The organism is Acidiphilium sp. JA12-A1 (assembly GCF_000724705.2).
GTDB lineage: Bacteria > Pseudomonadota > Alphaproteobacteria > Acetobacterales > Acetobacteraceae > Acidiphilium > Acidiphilium multivorum.
The window spans coordinates 24158-40167 of record NZ_JFHO01000048.1; the positions used below are offsets into that span (position 1 = coordinate 24158).

Genomic DNA, 16010 nt, shown 5'->3' on the forward strand with positions numbered 1-16010 from the left:
AGGCGGTGTCTCCCGTCGCAGGACGGTCAGCAACTCAGTCGGTGGAGGAAGCGCCCGCGTTGCCTTCGGTGATCATTTCGATCCGGCCGGTGATCTGTCCGCCATCCTCGACTTGCAGCCGCCGGCAGCGCGCGGTGCCGAGAACCCGCCCCGTCGCGCGCACGATGAGCGAATGGCGGGCTGTCAGCGTGCCATCGATCACGCCGGCGACTTCCGCCTCCTCGACCTCGACCTCGCCCTTGAACACGCCGCCCTGGCTGATCGACAACTCGGTTGCCTTGATCATCGTGGCCTCGACGGTGCCTTCGACGACGAGACGCTCGGCATCCTGCACCACCCCCTGCAGGCTGATCCCGCGCCCCACCACCAGCGTGCGGCGCTCGGCGGCCTCCGGGTTGCGCATGGTCGGCCGGAAGCTGGCGCCAGAGGCCGGTGCGACGGCCGGCGCGCCGCCGGTTGACGGAGCGGCCGAGGGCTGGTTGGGCGAGAAGGGGGTTCGGGCCATAGGTATCTCCTTAGCCGTTGCGTCTCCCGCCTGGTGCGGGGCAGATTCGGAGGAAGCGGGGCGGAAGGGCGGCATGCTCAGACCGTCATCGGTGGCGCCGTCCTGTCGTGCAGGGGTCAGTCGCGATTTGGTCTCCGCCGCCTGCTCGTCGCGTTTTCTGAAGCTGATCACGAAACCTCCACACCATTCACGTCATGTCCGCTAGCACGCTGCGTGGCCTGCGGACAATCGGCTTGCTGACAAAAATCGCGCATTTTCCCCAAGGTTCCGCAATGCCATCATCTCTCCGCGAGGTAATCCGGCGTTCATGCTCAAGGCGGCATTTGGCACCGGCCCGTGCTGATGATACGCGGGCGCGTGAATACCACGAATGGCTAACAGGACGGGACTGGCAGGAGAGACGCATGAACTCAACCCGGTACGACATCATCGGCATCGGCAATGCGATCGTCGATGTAATCGCCCGCACCGACGACATGTTCCTTGACCGGCATGACATGCGCAAGGGGGCGATGCGTCTGATCGATGCCGAGGCGGCCGAACGGATCCTTACGGCGATGCCGCCTGGCCAGATCGCTTCTGGCGGATCGGTCGCGAACAGTTGTGCCGTCGCTGCGGGACTCGGCGCCCGCACCGCCTTTCTCGGCAAGGTGGCGCGGGACGAGCTTGGCGTGGCCTTCGCCGCCGATCTCCGGGCGATTGGGGTCGACTTTCCGCATGCGCCGCTTCCCGAAGGTGCGCCCACCGCGCGTTGTCTCATCCTTGTGACGCCTGATGGCCAGCGCACCATGAACACCTATCTCGGGGCCTGCATCGATTTCGATCACACCGATCTCGACGCGGAGGCGATCCGCGACTCGTCGATCCTCTACCTTGAGGGCTATCTCTTCGATCCGCCGCGCGCCCAGCACGCGTTCCGCGAAGCGGCGCGAATTGCCCGCGCCGCGGGCCGTCGGGTCGCGCTGTCCCTTTCGGATGCGTTCTGCGTCGATCGCCACCGCTCCGGCTTCCTCGACCTGATTGCGTCCGGCAATGTCGATATCCTGTTTGCGAACGAAGCCGAAATCTGCTCGCTTTTCGAGCAGAACACCTTCGAGAGCGCGGCAACGGAGGCGGCTCATGTCGTTCCGCTTGCCGTGCTCACGCGCAGCGAGGCGGGCAGCGTGATCGTCTCGGGGGCCGAGCGGCATGTCGCCGCCGCGCTGCCGGTCGATGTCGTTGATACGACCGGTGCGGGCGATGCCTATGCCGCGGGCTTCATGGTCGGCTTCTCGCGCAATGCGCCGCTCGCCGAATGTGCCGCCCTTGGCAGCCGCGTCGCCGCCGCCGTCATCGGGCGGATTGGTGCGCGCCCCGATTTGGCGACGCTGGCTGCCCTCGCGCCCGCTGTTGCCTGACCCGCCGGGCGAAGAATCGGTAGATCCTGATATATTAACGTTTTGGAAAGCTTGTTTTGGTTTGATGGCGCCGTGAATTTCCGGCCCGTGCGCTGACGCCGCGGGCCGTCTGCCAGCAAAATTCTGGCGCCGTCATCATCATCGCCGCGCAGGTAGTTGCCATGCGGCGGACAGGAGACCTGACAATGCTTGACTATGCAAAGACCTGGCTCGCGCTGCGCGGCCTGACATTCGCGAAGGACAATCGCGGCGTGACCGCGATGGAATATGGCCTGATTGCCGCGCTGATGGCGGTTGTCATCATTGCGGCGTTTGGGGTGCTTGGAAATGGGTTGGAGAATGTTGTTAATGCGATAGGTACCGAGCTATCGGGCAAATCGGGCAGTGTTTAAAAACTGATAACTTGAATTGAATTTCTGACCCTGACGCCAGAACGATACTTGGCGTCGGGGGACCTGTTCAGTGTGACGACGTCATGCTTGCGTGTCGTAACTCCCCCCCTCGTCAGCCGGCGCGGCCTATGCGTCCAGGCGCTTCTTCCGAGATGTGTCGTAATGCTGCTGCGTATTGCCCTGTTCATTCTCCTCGCATTGGGACTTGCCGGGTTCGGAACCGTCGCGTGGCTCGACATGCATCCGTCGCACCCTCATGCAAAGGCGCCGAAAATGGTGGCGTTGCTCGCGACTGGGCGGCCGCTGGCGCCGGGCACGTTGCTGCAGCCCGCGGATTTCGTCGCTGAAAACCGTCCGCCGTCGAAAGTGCCGGCGGACGCCGTCCCCGACACGCCGGCGAACCGGGCGGCCTACACGGGGGCGATGGTCCGTCACCGGCTCAGCGCGGGAGACTTGCTGGCAACCGACATTGTCATCCGGCCCGGTGATCACGGCTTTCTCGCGGCGGTGCTGCAACCCGGCATGCGCGCCGTATCTGTCGGTGTCGATGCGATCACGGGGGCGGCCGGTCTGATCTGGCCCGGCGATCATGTCGACCTGCTTCTGACCCAGCACCTGACCGGCGCCAATCTCCTGCCCACCCAGCGCGTTGCGGCGGAGACGGTGTTGTCCGATGTCCGCGTGATCGCGATTGATCAGCGATTGGTGCAGGGGGCGAGCGGTACCCATCCGGCTGCCAAGAACACTGCCCGGACCGTAACCCTTGAAGTGACGCCCGAACAGGCCGAGCGGGTCGAGGTCGCGGCACATCTCGGGCCTCTTTCGCTGATTGTCCGCCCGAGCGAGGCCGCGCGCGGTCCGACTCCGAAGCCGCCGCCCGTGTTCAGCGGTCAGGTTTCCCCTGCTCTTGCCGCCCTGAATGTGCCCGGCCAGACGGGAATCACCGTGTTTCAGGGTGACAAAGGCACGACAGAGTATCATCCTCAATGAACGAACTGGCGCTTCCTGGCCCGGCAGAGCCCATCTCGCGGCACCATAGCGAACGGGGCGGCGGACGACCGGCCTTCATGGGCTTCGTGCGGGACGATGCCAGCCTGCAGGTCATCCGCTCGGCACTGGCTTCGGCTTTTCCGACCGGCGTGCCGTTGCAGCGCGTATCCTTCGCCGAGACGCTGGACTATCTCGCCCGCGTCGACACCCCACGAACGGTTCTGATCGACATTTCCGGTGAAGAGCAGCCGATGAGCGCCGTGCATCGGCTCGAGCCGGTGATCGATCCGGGAACCAGGGTGCTGATCATCGGCGAGGAACGGAGTATCGGCTTCTACCGCAGCCTTACGCGCACGCTCGGGGTCAGCGAATATCTCTCCAAGCCGCTCGACGCGGCGCTGGTCAGCCGGGAATTGGCGCCCTGGGCGGTTGGCGAGGTTCCCGCCTTCGAGACGTCCCGCGGCGGATCGATGGTGGCGGTATGCGGTGCTGCGGGCGGGGTTGGCGCCACCACCATCGCAACCGGCCTCGCTTGGCTTATCGGCGGCGAAATCCGGCGTCACACAATCCTGCTCGATGCGGATTTGCAGCGCGGCAGTGCGGCGCTTGCATCCAATGCCCCACCCAGCACCGGCCTGCGCAACGCACTGGACACTCCTGACCGCATTGACCCATTGCTGATCGAGCGCGCGGCGCAGCCCTCGATCGGCCGGCTTCATGTCCTGGGCGCGGAGGAACCGCTCACCGAACCCTGGGAATATCATCCCGGTGGCGGGCGCGCGCTGCTCAATGCCCTGCGCCAGCGCTACAATCTCGTGGTTGCCGACATACCTGCTCGCCCGACGGGCTTTGCTGCCGAACTGCTCGCCCTTGCGCATATGCGGGTGATCGTGACGACCGGGGCCCCCCGAAGTCTCGGCAACGCCGCCCGGTGGCTGGCTCTTCCCCCGGGCCAGATGCAGACGTCGGCGCCGATCGTGGTTCTCAATCGCTACCAGCGCAAGCGCTGCCCCCCGATCAGCACAATCGCTTCGACCCTCGGCACCGAAATCGCCGTCGTTGTGCCAGAACTTCGGACCATCGTTGCGAAGGGCAGCGACTTGGGCGAACCTCCCGTCGCGCGCAAGGGGCCATTTCGAAAGGTGCTCCTCGATCTTGCCGGCCGGCTCGGCGTCGGCACCGCGGCGCTGGCAACATGATGGACGCCCTGCCCGTGTTCGGCCGACGTGCCGTCGAACCTTCCGCCCCGGTCCAGCAGACGATCCGGTTACGGCTGGAAGACGTCGAGATGATCCGCGCGCTCTGCCTGTCGAATATCGACGCTTCGTCGATCGCCGGGTTGACCCATGCGCGGCTGTTGCAGCGCGTCGAGGGCATGGTCGCTGAACTCGCCACCGAGCACAGGATCCAGCTGAACCGGAACGAGCAGAACCAGATTGCCGCCGAGCTTGTGGACGACATGCTTGGCCTGGGACCGCTCGAGCCGCTGCTGGAGGACGAAACGATCACCGACATCATGGTGAACGGTCCGGAACGGGTTTTCGTGGAGCGGCGCGGCCGGCTTGAGCAGCTTGCGGTGCGCTTCCGTGACTCCGCCCATCTCGCGAACATCTGCCAGCGGATCGCCGCCTCTGTCGGCCGGCGCGTCGACGAATCGAGCCCGATGGTCGATGCCCGGCTCAAGGATGGCTCGCGCGTGAATATCGTGCTGCCTCCGCTTTCGATCGACGGCCCCTGCCTGTCGATCCGCAAATTCGCCAAAAAGCCGATCAATTTCGGCAAGCTGATCGAGTATGGCTCGCTCACGCCGCCCGTTGCCCGGCTGCTGGAAATTGCATCCCGTTGCCGGCTCAACGTCATCATTTCCGGGGGCACCGGCTCGGGCAAGACCACGATGATGAACGCGATGAGCAGCTTCATCGATCCGACCGAGCGGGTTGTCACCGTCGAGGATGCCGCGGAACTGCAACTCCAGCAGCCGCACGTGGTCCGGCTTGAGACCCGCCCGATGAATCTCGAGGGCAAGGGAGAGATTACCCAGCGCGATCTCGTTCGCAACGCGCTGCGCATGCGGCCCGACCGGATCATCATCGGGGAGGTGCGTGGCCCCGAGGCATTCGACATGCTGCAAGCGATGAACACCGGCCATGACGGATCGATGTCGACGATCCACGCCAACAATACGCGGGATGCGCTGGCCCGCATCGAAAACATGGTGCAGATGGCCAGCATGGGTCTTTCGCCGCGTGCGATCCGGATGCAGGTCGTCTCGGCCGTCAACCTGATCGTCCAGGTCGAGCGCCAGCGCGACGGCGGCCGGCGCCTCGTGCAACTCACCGAGATCGCCGGAATCGAAGGGGAAACGCCTCTTCTCAACGACATCTTCAAGTTCGAAGTGCTGGGCGAAGATGCGACGGGCCGGATCATCGGTCGCTATGCGATTTCCCATACGCGGGCGAGCTTCCACGAACGACTCAATTATTTCGGCCTGCTTCGTGCCTGGAAGGCCGCACTGGAAGAGGCAGCGGCATGACCGGCCTCCTCTCGCTCATCCTGCCGCTTTCCGCAGTCATGGCCAGCGCACTCGTGCTGCTCGGATTGAATTTCGTGCGGGCCGACCGGATGCAAAAGGCGCTCGACGCGAGGCTGGCGCGGGTTTCCGGACGACGGCTGGTCGTCAGTTCCCAGGATGCGGCTGCTGCGAGCGATCCCCTGGCGCGATTTCGCCGGCCGCTCAATTCCGCCCTGTTGCTTCTGGGGGTCGATCTGGTGCGGGCTCCGGACTACCCGATGCCCTGGTGGGCGATTGTCATTGCCGCTGCGGTGATATCCCGCGGCATTGCCTATCTCGTCGGTGCCCTCATCCCCGGGCTCGGCTGGATCGTCTGGCCGCCGCTGTTTCTTCTTGCTTCACGTCTCGCCTTTGGCGCCGTTCATGCGCGGCGGGCGACTGCGTTGCTGAACCAGTTCCCCGATGCGCTGGCGACGATCGTGCGCTGTGTTCGCGTTGGCATTCCGGTGCAGGAGGCCCTGCGCGTGGTCTCGCAAGACATGCCAGCGCCGACCAGCAGGGAATTCGGCCGGATTGCGGACCAGGTGGCGATCGGCACGCCGCTCGAACTGGCGCTTCGTCAGATGGCGGACCGGGCGCATCTTGCGGAATATGGTTTTTTTGCCACGGCAATCAGCCTGCAGGCCCGGTATGGCGGTGGCCTCGCGCAGACGCTGGAGGGCCTGGCCGAAGTCATCCGCAAGCGGGTGGCGATGAAGGCACGCGGTTATGCCCTGGCGTCGGAAGCGCGGACCAGCGCTCTCATCCTCGGCATCATTCCGCTCGTTGCCGCCCTCGCCATCGAGGTTATCCAGCCGGCTTATCTCCGCGTCCTGTTCGTGACCCATGGCGGCAATATCGTGCTGGCGGCCGCGGTGGGGCTCCTCGCTGGCGGAGCGTTGGTCATGCGTGAAATCATCCGTCGCAGTCTGAACTGACATGAGAGCCGCCATCCTCTGGGTTCCCGCCCTGTTCCTGCTGGTATCCGTCACGGCGGTGCTGATGCTTCGGCTCGTTATCGTCGAGGAAAAGCTCCAGCGGCGGATCGATCGTGCGGCAGGCACGGCGTCCGGGGCGGCGGAAAAGGGGGGTGAACCTGCTCAGCCCATCCATGTGCGGATCGTCATGGGTCTCGGTCTCGCGGTGGCGCGCAGCGGCCTGCTCAGTCCCCGCACCCTCGAGGAATTGCGGCATACACTGCGCATGGCCGGTATTCGCGACAAGGGAGCGCTTGCCCTGTTCGTCGGCACCAAGCTTCTTTCATTGACCGGCTTGTCTGTCCTGTCCCTGCTCATGTCCCGGTTCTTGCACATGACCGCGGGCCATGCCGTGATAGCTGCCGTGGTGGGAGCCATCGGGGGGCTGCTGTTGCCCGACATTATCATCCAGCAGCGGCGCAAGCGCTTCATCCAGAAGGTCGAGGGGGGGCTCGCCGATGCGCTCGACCTGATGGTGATCTGCGCTGATGCTGGCTTGAGTCTCGAATCGGCGCTGGTTCGCGTTGCCGGTGAATTGCAGTTGACCCATCCGGCTGTGGCGCAGGAGTTCACTCTGACGGCCCAGGAAATGCGGATCGGCGGCAATATTCGTGATTCGCTGAACGCCCTGGGTGTTCGGACGGGTCTCGACAGTCTGAAACGTCTGGCGTCGACTCTGATCCAGACCCTGCAATACGGCACGCCACTGACGCAGGCCCTGCGCACCCTGTCATCGGAATTGCGGCAGGAACAGCTGACCCGGTTCGAGGAGCGCGCGGCACGCCTGCCCGTACTGCTGACGCTGCCGATGATCATCTTCATCCTGCCCTGCGTGTTCCTGGTGGTGGGCGGACCCGCGGTGCTCAAATTGCTGGCGTCTTTCTGATCCAAAAGGCCTGTCGCGTTTTTGTTGCGCGCCGCTACAGTGGCAACAATTCTTGATGCAAAAAGCGCACCATGCGCGTTCTGCCCGTTCCGCATTGCTGATGGCTTTGGTATGATCCATGCATGGCAATAGGACCTCGTCTCGATCTGCGACATACTCAGTCGCTGGTGATGACGCCTCAGCTGCGGCAGGCGATCCAGTTGCTGCAGTTCACGAATGCCGAGGTCAGCCAGTTCATCGAGGATGAACTTCTCAAGAACCCGCTGCTCGAACGGGTGGAGCCCGAAGCCGACGCGGCGCTGCCCGTGCCGAGGAACGACGCTGCTTCCACCGAGAAGCCGACGGGCGATATTGGCGCGGAACATGTGGTCGATCCGGATCCCTCCGGCGCGAGCACGCCGCTCGATGTCGATTTTTCGAATGTCTATGACGCTGGCGGCGTGGGTGATGGAACCGGTTCCGGCCTTTCGCCGGAGCGGGATGACTGGATCGGCCAGATTGCCGACCGGCCGCCGGGGTTGCGGGAAAGCCTCGATCAGCAGGCGAGGCTCGCCTTTGCCGACCCGGTGCGCCGCAGGATTGCGTTCGCACTCATCATGGCGCTCGACCCTGCCGGACGCCTGGCCGACCCGCCCGAGCAGATCGCCGAACGTCTTGCAGTCGCCCCCGATATGCTGGAGGCGGTGCGTCAGACAATGATGCGTTTCGACCCGACCGGCATGTTTGCCCGCGATCTGGCCGAATGTCTCGCGGTTCAGCTCGACGAGCGCAATCGGCTGGACCCTGCCATGCGCGCGCTGCTTGCCAATCTCGAACTTCTTGCCAGACGCGATCTTCGGTCACTGATGGAGATCTGCGGCGTCGATGCCGAAGATCTGCGCGACATGATTGCCGAAATCCGCCGCCTCAACCCCAAGCCGGGGGCGACCTTCGATGTCACCCCCATGACGCCGTTGATCCCTGATGTCCTGATGCGCCCGGGGCCGGATGGCGACTATTTTCTCGAACTGAACCCCGAGACCATGCCCCGCGTGCTCATCCGCCGAGGGTTCCACGCCCAAATCGTCGCTCGTGCGTCCCGCGAGACGCGGCAATTTCTTTCCGAACGCGTACAAAGCGCGAACTGGCTGGTACGTGCCCTCGAGTCCCGCGCGGAGACGATCCTGCGCGTCGCCGGCGAGATTGTGCGACACCAGGACGCCTTCTTTCGCCATGGGATCGGGTTTCTCCGGCCATTGACCCTGCGCGAAATTGCCGCCGCTCTCGAGATACATGAAAGTACGGTTAGCCGTGTCACGTCGAACAAGGTGATCGCCACACCGCGCGGCATTTTCGAGATGAAATTTTTCTTCACGACCGCGCTTGCGGGCGCGAATGGCGAAAGCCACAGCGCCGAGGCGGTGCGCCATCGCATCTCGACGCTGATCGAGGGTGAGGCGGCGAACCGAATCCTCTCCGACGATGCGCTTGCCAGATTGTTACAAAAGGAAGGCATAGACATAGCCCGCCGAACTGTGGCCAAATACAGGGAAGCGTTGCGCATTCCCGGCTCGGCGCAACGCAAGCGCGAAAAAGGGCTTCTGGCAGGAGGCTGAAGCGCGTCGCGCGAGGGCCGGCGTCATAAAGACTTGTCGATTATTGAGACGTATCCGTGCCGACGTAAACGCCCGCTTCACCTGGCGGCCCTACAATGCTCGGGTAAGGCTCTAACAAAAAGGATCTCGCTATGCAGATCACGGTCTCCGGCAAACAGGTTGACCTCTCAGACGCGCTGCGCGTCCATGTTGCGAACCAGCTCGACACCATCACCAACAAGTATTTCGATCACGCGCTCGAAGCGAATGTCACCTTCAGTCGTGCCAGAAGCTTCTTCACGTGTGACATCAACGTCCATGCCGGGCGAGGCCTGACCCTGCGCGGGGAAGGCGAGGCGGCCGATGCTCATGCTGCGTTCGACGATGCCGCCGAGCACATTGCCAAGCGGCTCCGGCGCTATCGGCGCCGGGTGAACGACCATGCCCGCGAGAGCGCCACACGTGATCGCCCGGAAACCGCGCGCCAATACGTCCTCCAAGAGGTTTCCGAACAAGCCGAGGTTCCGAAAGGCAACGGGTCGGGTGAGCCGGATGCCGGGCCTTACGCGGCGGTCGTCGCGGAAACGCCGGCTGAAATCGCTTTTCTTTCGGTCAGCGAGGCTGTGATGCGGATGGACCTCGCGGACCAGCCGGTGCTGATGTTCCGCAACTCCGCCAATCGGGCGTTGAACGTTGTCTACCGTCGCAGTGACGGCAATATCGGCTGGATCGACAGTTCCGCGGCGAGTTGAACCTGATTTGCGTGCCTGCGCGGATCAGCCCAACAGGGCCGCCGCGCAGGCATTGAGGATCGAGTCCGCGTCGATGCCATAAATCCTATAAAGGTCAGGGATGTCGCCCGATTGGCCGAACCGGTCGACCCCCAGTGTCTGCACCCGCTGGCCGCGCACGCCGCCGATCCAGGCGTGCGTTCCAGGGTGTCCGTCCAGCACCGTCACGAGAGAGGCATCCGCCGCAAGCGGGGCGAGCAAGCGTTCGATATGCGAGGTGGCGTCGGCCCTGCCGCTTTGCCGGGCCTGCTGCGCCACCCGCCAGTCGGCGAACAGGCGGTCCGGGCTGGTCAGGGCGAGAAGACCGGCACCGGGCACATCCTCCAGCAGCGCGGCATGGGCGGCCTCCGCCTCCGGCGCCACCGCTCCCTGGTAGACAATCGCGATCCGCGTCCCCGGTTCGGGTGGACAGACCCAGTGGCCGCCGGCGATTACGTCCGCTGGCTCGATCCGCCGGTCCGGCTGGCAGATCGCACGGGTCGAGAGGCGGAACCAGATCGACGACCCCTCCGGCCGCTGCATCCAGTCGAAGCCGTAGCGCATCAGGAGAAGAAGCTCGTCGCAATAGGCCGGTTCGAATGCAGCGATGCCGTCCTGCACCATGCCGAGCAACGGCGTGTTGTTCGACTGGTGCTGCCCGCCCTCCGGGGCGATGCTGATGCCTGACGGGGTTGCAACCAGCATGAACCGCGCATCCTGATAGCAACCATAAACCAGGGCATCATGACCGCGATTGACAAAGGGGTCGTACACGGTGCCGACCGGCAGAATGCGCGCGCCATAAAGTGGCGCCGCAAGCCCGGCCGCGGCCAGTAATAGGAATAAATTCTGCTCAGCGATGCCGAGCTCGATATGCTGACCTTCGGGGCTCATGCCCCAGCGCTGCGCCGAGGCGAGTTTCGAGTCGCGGAAGACATCGTTGCGGGTGTGCCGATCAAAGATGCCCCGACGATTGACCCATGGGCCGAGGCTGGTGGTAACGGTCACATCCGGGCTCATGGTGACGACGTGCCGTGCCAGTTCGGCCGCCTCACCGGCGCCACGGCCGATTTCGGACAGGATTTCACCGAAGCCGCCCTGCGTCGATAGCCGCCGTCCGGCGAAGGGCGTGTGCGGCAGGGTGGCCGGCACATGTATTCGCGGCGCCTCAAGCATGCGCCCTGCCGGTGTCAATGGCGTCGCGTAGGGTACGCCGGCGATGAACCGGGCCACTCCGTCAGGATCGTCGAGCCCCTCGAAAGGGTCCCATTCATGACCTTCGCGGATCCGCATCTGGCGGCGGAATGCCTCCATCTGCTCCGCGTTCATCAGTCCCGAATGATTGTCCTTGTGCCCCGCGAAAGGCAGGTTGGCCCCCTTGGTCGTATAGGTCAGAAAACAGGTGGGCTGGTCCGACTGAGCCGCTTTCCCGAACACCTCGACAAGTGTGGGCAGGTCGTGACCGGCAAGATTGGTCATCAGCGACGCCAGGGCCTGGTCGCTCATCGGGTCGATGATCGCGCGAACCCCCCGCGAGCGCCCGAGGTCCGTGACCAGCGCCTGCCGCCATGCCGCTCCTCCCTGGAAGGTGAGGGCGGAGTAGAGGCTGTTAGGGCAATCGTCGATCCACGCACGCAGCGCCGCCCCGCCCGGCTGGCGAAAGGCGGCCTCGAGGGCCTTGCCATATTTCAGGCTGACGACGTTCCAGCCCATATCGCGGAACAGGCCTTCGAAGCGGCCGAACAGCCGGTCGGGCATCACCGAGTCGAGGCTCTGGCGATTATAATCCACCACCCACCAGACATCGCGGATATCGTGTTTCCAGCCCTCGAGCAGCGCCTCGTAGATGTTGCCTTCGTCCAGCTCGGCGTCGCCCGCGACCGCAATGTGGCGTGACGCAATCCGGTTCTGTCCGACCATGCCATGCGCCCGCAGGTAATCCTGAACCAGGGCCGCAAATGACGTGATGGCGACGCCAAGTCCGACCGAACCAGTCGAAAAGTCGATTTCGGACCCGTCCTTGCTGCGTGACGGATAGGCCTGGGCCCCGCCGAGGCTGCGCAGCCTGGCCATCTTCTCGACCGTCTGCCGACCGAACATGTAGTTGATCGCGTGCAAAACCGGCCCTGCATGTGGCTTTACCGCGACACGGTCCTGCGGCCGCAGCACATGGAAATAGAGCGCGGTCATGATGGTGACGGCGGACGCGCAGGAGGCCTGATGACCGCCGACTTTCAGTCCGTCGCGATTGGGCCGGATATTGTTTGCATGGTGGATCATCCAGGCTGAAAGCCAGAGCAGCTTGCGTTCAATCTGACGCAGGGCCGCATAGTCGGCGATGCCCGCAATGTTGCTGCCCGACCGTTCGCCGGGAGCGAGCAACTCATTCATGCCTGAATCCCGTCCTGTCCGTTTCCTTGATCCGTATAACCAAAAATCAGGCGCGCTTCATGCGCTTTGTGGCCGGCGTGACCTCAATCACGTTTCGTTTTCGTGTAAATCGGCTAACAGAAAACCACACAAGGTGGTATTCACGACAAAAGCAGACTCGAAGAGGTTCCCGCCTCCCTGATTTGATCGACCCATAATCGGCAAGGCGTGCCGACAGAACAAAGCGCCGCGCTTTCCACGCATCCGCGGATCGCCGGAATTACCCGGCGCCCATGTCCGCGGATGCGATCAACTTTGAAATCCAGAAAGGTGAATGGAAAATAATTTTATGACCAAACGCCACCGGTCGCAACCGGGATCTGCCTGATTGTGTGGCTGGGGGACCTGGATTCGAACCAAGGCTGCCCGGGTCAGAGCCGGGAGTTCTACCGCTAAACTATCCCCCATGCAGATCGTCAGCGATGTCTTGTCGGGCCTTTAGCACCCTCGGCGATATGAGGCAATCACCGACTGGCCGCGTTGTCGGTCCCCGAGGTGCGTGCAAATCTGTCTTGCTCTCAGCCCATGGGTCTGCCCATTATATCAATGTCATGGCAACCAACGCCGCCGTTCCGCGCTTGTCCGACCCAACGCCCGCCGGTGCAGAACGGCGCGGTGAAGGGCGTGGCGCGCCCGATCGCCGGGCGCGGCCGCCGGCTTTCGCGGCGATTGATCTCGGCACCAATAACTGCCGGATGCTCATCGGCGTGCCGAGCGGCGGCGGTTTCCACGTTCTGGACAGTTTCAGCCGGGTCGTTCGTCTGGGCGAGGGCTTGTATCGCACTGGCATGCTCTCGGATGCGGCGATGGACCGCGCTATCGAGGCCCTCTCCATCTGTGCGGACCGGCAGCGCCGCTGGCAGGTGAGCGCCACCAGGGCGATCGCCACCGAGGCGTGTCGTCAGGCCGAGAATGGCCATGCCTTCATCGCCCGGGCGCGTACCGAAACCGGCCTGCCGATCGAGACGATCTCTCCGCGTGAAGAAATCTGCCTTGCCATGGAGAGCTGCGCCTCGCTCATCACCCAGGCGGAACGGAGGGCTCTCCTGTTCGATATCGGCGGCGGATCCACCGAGATCGCATGGGTCCGCGTGCCCGCCGCGCATGGTGGGTCCGACCGCGTAACGCCTCAATTGATCGGGTACCACACAATTCCCGTCGGAGTCGTCACGCTCTCGGAGCGCTGCGCTGGCTGGTGCGAGACGGAAGCCGGATTCGCCGGCGTGGTGGACGAAGTCAAGGCGCTGCTCCGCCCGTTCGAGGAAACCCACCGCATCAGCCAGGAAATCCGCATGGGCGGTGTCCGTCTGGTCGGCACCAGCGGCACCGTGACCACTATCGCGGGAATTGCCCTCAATCTCGACCGATATCGCCGTGGCGCGATCGACGGCACGGTGCTGCCGCACGATGTCGTCGCCGCCGGTCTCGAGTCGATCCGCGCAATGGGCCGGGCCCGCCTGACCGAGCATCCCTGCATCGGCGCCGACCGGGTGGATTTCGTCCTTCCCGGTTGCGCGATCTTCGCGGCGATCGAGGAGATGTGGCCGGCCGCCGATCTCGCTGTGGCCGACCGCGGCCTGCGCGAGGGGATGCTGATGCGCCTCATCCGCAACGCGCGTTCACGTCCGCGCCGCTGCCAGGCATGACCGAGGAAACCATCGGCTCGCGCCGCCGCGCCGCCGTGCGGCTCAAGGCCGCGCGCAAGCACAAGCCCTCGTCGCAGAAATGGCTGCTCCGCCAGTTGAACGACCCTTATGTCGCCGCGGCGAAGGAGCGGGGGTTCCGTTCCCGAGCGGCGTTCAAGCTCATCGAGCTCGACGAGAAATTCGGACTGATCGGCAAGGGGGCGCGGGTGGTGGATCTCGGCGCCGCTCCCGGCGGCTGGACGCAGGTCGCACTTGAGCGCGGCGCGTCACGCGTCGTCGGCATCGACCTGCTGGACATCGACCCGATCGCGGGGGCAACCCTGATCAAGGGTGATTTCCAGGACGAATCGATGGAGACGGCACTTGCCGAGATACTGGGCGGACCTGCCGATGTCGTGATGTCCGACATGGCGCCCAACACCACCGGCCATACCGCGACCGACCATCTCAGGATCATGGGCCTCGCCGAACTCGCGCTCGATTTCGCCTTCAAGCATCTCGCGCCTGGCGGTGCCTTCGTGACCAAGCTGTTTCAGGGTGGGGCGCAGGGCGACATGCTGAACCTGCTCAAGCGCCGCTTCGCCCAGGTGCGCCATGCGAAGCCCGAGGCGAGCCGCAAGGATAGCCGCGAGCTTTACCTCGTCGCCACCGGTTACCGCCCCGACGCATCCTGAGACGCGAGATGCCGCCGCAGTTCCGCGCGGCACGCATCCCCGTCCGGCAGACAATCGTGCGCCATCCACCATCTGCGCACCGCGGCGAGCGCGGCGCCGATCGCGGGGCCTGGGGCAACACCGATGGCTACCGCATCCCGTCCCTTGAGCGGAAAGACCGGACGCTCCATCGTCGCAAGGCGTGCCCGCAGCGCCGAGCGATCGGCATCGTCCGCCGCCAGCCAGCTTCGATCGATCAGCGTTTCCGCCGGCCAGTCGGCCAACGCGTGGCGTAGCACGGCCTCGCCCGCATCAGCGGCGAGGTCCGGTGCCGTGGCAATCGCCTCCAGCCGCGCGCGTTCGGCTTCGGCGAGCCTGAGGCGGCGGGCCAACGGCCGCACCGCCCCACCGATCAGCGCCGCGACCCTGAGCAACGGATCGGCCGGTGCGCCGCGTGTCTGGAGCCGTTGGAGCGCCATGATCCCGGCCGCTTCCGGCAGAACGACTTGCAGCACGCCTGTCTCCGCCATCAGGTTGAGCGCCGCCAGCGGGTCGGGCGCTGCGAGGATGCGCTTGATTTCCTGCCACACCCGTTCCGCCGAGAGCCGGGCAAGTCCGCCCTTCAACGCCCGGATCGCCGCGACCGCCGCCTGGTCTGGAGGACCCGCCTCGTATCTCGCGTGGAAGCGGAAGAACCGCAAGATTCTGAGAAAATCTTCCTGTATCCGTGTCGTTGGGTCGCCCACGAAGCGAACGATGCCGGCGGCGAGATCGTCCCGCCCGCCGAAATAGTCGTGGATCGTGCCGTCCCGCGCCATCGACATGGCGTTGATGGTGAAATCGCGCCGTGCCGCATCCTCCCGCCAGTCATCGGTGAAGGCGACGACGGCGTGGCGGCCGTCCGTCTCGAGATCCCGCCGCAGGGTGGTGATCTCGAAATGCCGTCCGTCGAGAACCGCGGTGATTGTGCCGTGATCGAGACCGGTGGGCACCGCACGGATACCGGCTTTCGCAAGCCGCGTCGCGACCGCCTCCGGTGGTAGCGGGCTCGCGAGATCGATGTCGCTGATCGGCCGTCCGGCGAGCCGGTCGCGCACCGCGCCGCCAACCACCCGCGCCTCGGGCAAGACGGTCCACAGCCGTTCGAGCTGCGGATCGTCGGCGATCATGGGATTCGGTTCCTGCTCCACGCGCTCTGTCCGCTTGACCATGCGCGCATCTCTACTCGATCGGATGGCG

At 64.7% G+C, this 16010-nt stretch carries 14 protein-coding genes and 1 tRNA gene; 11 read left to right on the top strand and 4 right to left on the bottom strand.

Annotated features, from left to right (window positions below; translation table 11 throughout):
• Nucleotides 1-34: 34 nt before the first annotated feature.
• A complete protein-coding gene (locus tag RT91_RS09675; protein WP_007424583.1) occupies nucleotides 35-505 on the bottom strand; it encodes a polymer-forming cytoskeletal protein in 471 nt (156 codons plus the stop codon).
• 404 nt (nucleotides 506-909) lie between these two features.
• Between RT91_RS09675 and RT91_RS09680 the strand changes: the two genes are divergently transcribed.
• The 9 genes from RT91_RS09680 to hpf all read left to right on the top strand — a co-directional run bounded on the left by RT91_RS09680 (nucleotide 910) and on the right by hpf (nucleotide 10024).
• Nucleotides 910-1902 carry an adenosine kinase gene (locus RT91_RS09680; protein WP_012039759.1) on the top strand — a complete coding sequence of 331 codons (993 nt, stop codon included), beginning with the start codon at nucleotides 910-912 and terminating at the stop codon, nucleotides 1900-1902.
• 185 nt (nucleotides 1903-2087) lie between these two features.
• Entirely contained in the window at nucleotides 2088-2294 is a 207-nt protein-coding gene (locus RT91_RS09685) for a Flp family type IVb pilin (protein ID WP_051788238.1), read from the top strand.
• Nucleotides 2295-2456: 162 nt separating this feature from the next.
• Entirely contained in the window at nucleotides 2457-3284 is an 828-nt protein-coding gene (gene cpaB, locus RT91_RS09690) for a Flp pilus assembly protein CpaB (RefSeq protein WP_012039757.1), read from the top strand.
• Nucleotides 3281-4483, top strand: a complete 1203-nt coding sequence (locus RT91_RS09695) for a pilus assembly protein CpaE (protein WP_240314252.1) — start codon at nucleotides 3281-3283, stop codon at nucleotides 4481-4483. Before cpaB ends, RT91_RS09695 begins: the two co-directional genes overlap by 4 nt.
• Nucleotides 4480-5817, top strand: coding sequence for a CpaF family protein (locus RT91_RS09700; protein ID WP_007424588.1), 1338 nt, complete (start codon nucleotides 4480-4482; stop codon nucleotides 5815-5817). Before RT91_RS09695 ends, RT91_RS09700 begins: the two co-directional genes overlap by 4 nt.
• Before the next feature lie 74 nt (nucleotides 5818-5891).
• Nucleotides 5892-6773, top strand: coding sequence for a type II secretion system F family protein (locus RT91_RS09705; RefSeq protein WP_240314253.1), 882 nt, complete (start codon nucleotides 5892-5894; stop codon nucleotides 6771-6773).
• Nucleotide 6774: 1 nt separating this feature from the next.
• A complete protein-coding gene (locus tag RT91_RS09710) occupies nucleotides 6775-7698 on the top strand; it encodes a type II secretion system F family protein (protein ID WP_007424590.1) in 924 nt (307 codons plus the stop codon).
• A gap of 122 nt (nucleotides 7699-7820) precedes the next feature.
• Nucleotides 7821-9293, top strand: a complete 1473-nt coding sequence (gene rpoN, locus RT91_RS09715; RefSeq protein WP_007424591.1) for an RNA polymerase factor sigma-54 — start codon at nucleotides 7821-7823, stop codon at nucleotides 9291-9293.
• Nucleotides 9294-9424: 131 nt separating this feature from the next.
• The gene (gene hpf / locus RT91_RS09720) at nucleotides 9425-10024 is read left to right on the top strand and encodes a ribosome hibernation-promoting factor, HPF/YfiA family (protein WP_007424592.1); all 600 of its coding nucleotides are present in this window, start codon (nucleotides 9425-9427) and stop codon (nucleotides 10022-10024) included.
• A gap of 24 nt (nucleotides 10025-10048) precedes the next feature.
• On the opposite strand, the gene RT91_RS09725 is transcribed toward hpf, so the two are convergent.
• Complete coding sequence (locus RT91_RS09725; protein WP_007424593.1) at nucleotides 10049-12433, bottom strand: 1-deoxy-D-xylulose-5-phosphate synthase N-terminal domain-containing protein; 2385 nt, start codon at nucleotides 12431-12433, stop codon at nucleotides 10049-10051.
• A gap of 372 nt (nucleotides 12434-12805) precedes the next feature.
• Nucleotides 12806-12879, bottom strand: a tRNA-Gln gene (locus RT91_RS09730).
• Nucleotides 12880-13023: 144 nt separating this feature from the next.
• Here RT91_RS09730 and RT91_RS09735 point away from each other — a divergent pair.
• The gene (locus tag RT91_RS09735) at nucleotides 13024-14118 is read left to right on the top strand and encodes a Ppx/GppA phosphatase family protein (RefSeq protein ID WP_035187058.1); all 1095 of its coding nucleotides are present in this window, start codon (nucleotides 13024-13026) and stop codon (nucleotides 14116-14118) included.
• On the top strand, nucleotides 14115-14792 hold the full coding sequence (locus RT91_RS09740; RefSeq protein WP_007424595.1) for an RlmE family RNA methyltransferase: 678 nt from the start codon (nucleotides 14115-14117) through the stop codon (nucleotides 14790-14792). Before RT91_RS09735 ends, RT91_RS09740 begins: the two co-directional genes overlap by 4 nt.
• Here the strand turns inward: RT91_RS09740 and RT91_RS09745 are convergent.
• Complete coding sequence (locus tag RT91_RS09745) at nucleotides 14771-15940, bottom strand: CCA tRNA nucleotidyltransferase (protein WP_007424596.1); 1170 nt, start codon at nucleotides 15938-15940, stop codon at nucleotides 14771-14773. The genes RT91_RS09740 and RT91_RS09745 overlap by 22 nt on opposite strands.
• Nucleotides 15941-16010 lie beyond the last annotated feature (70 nt).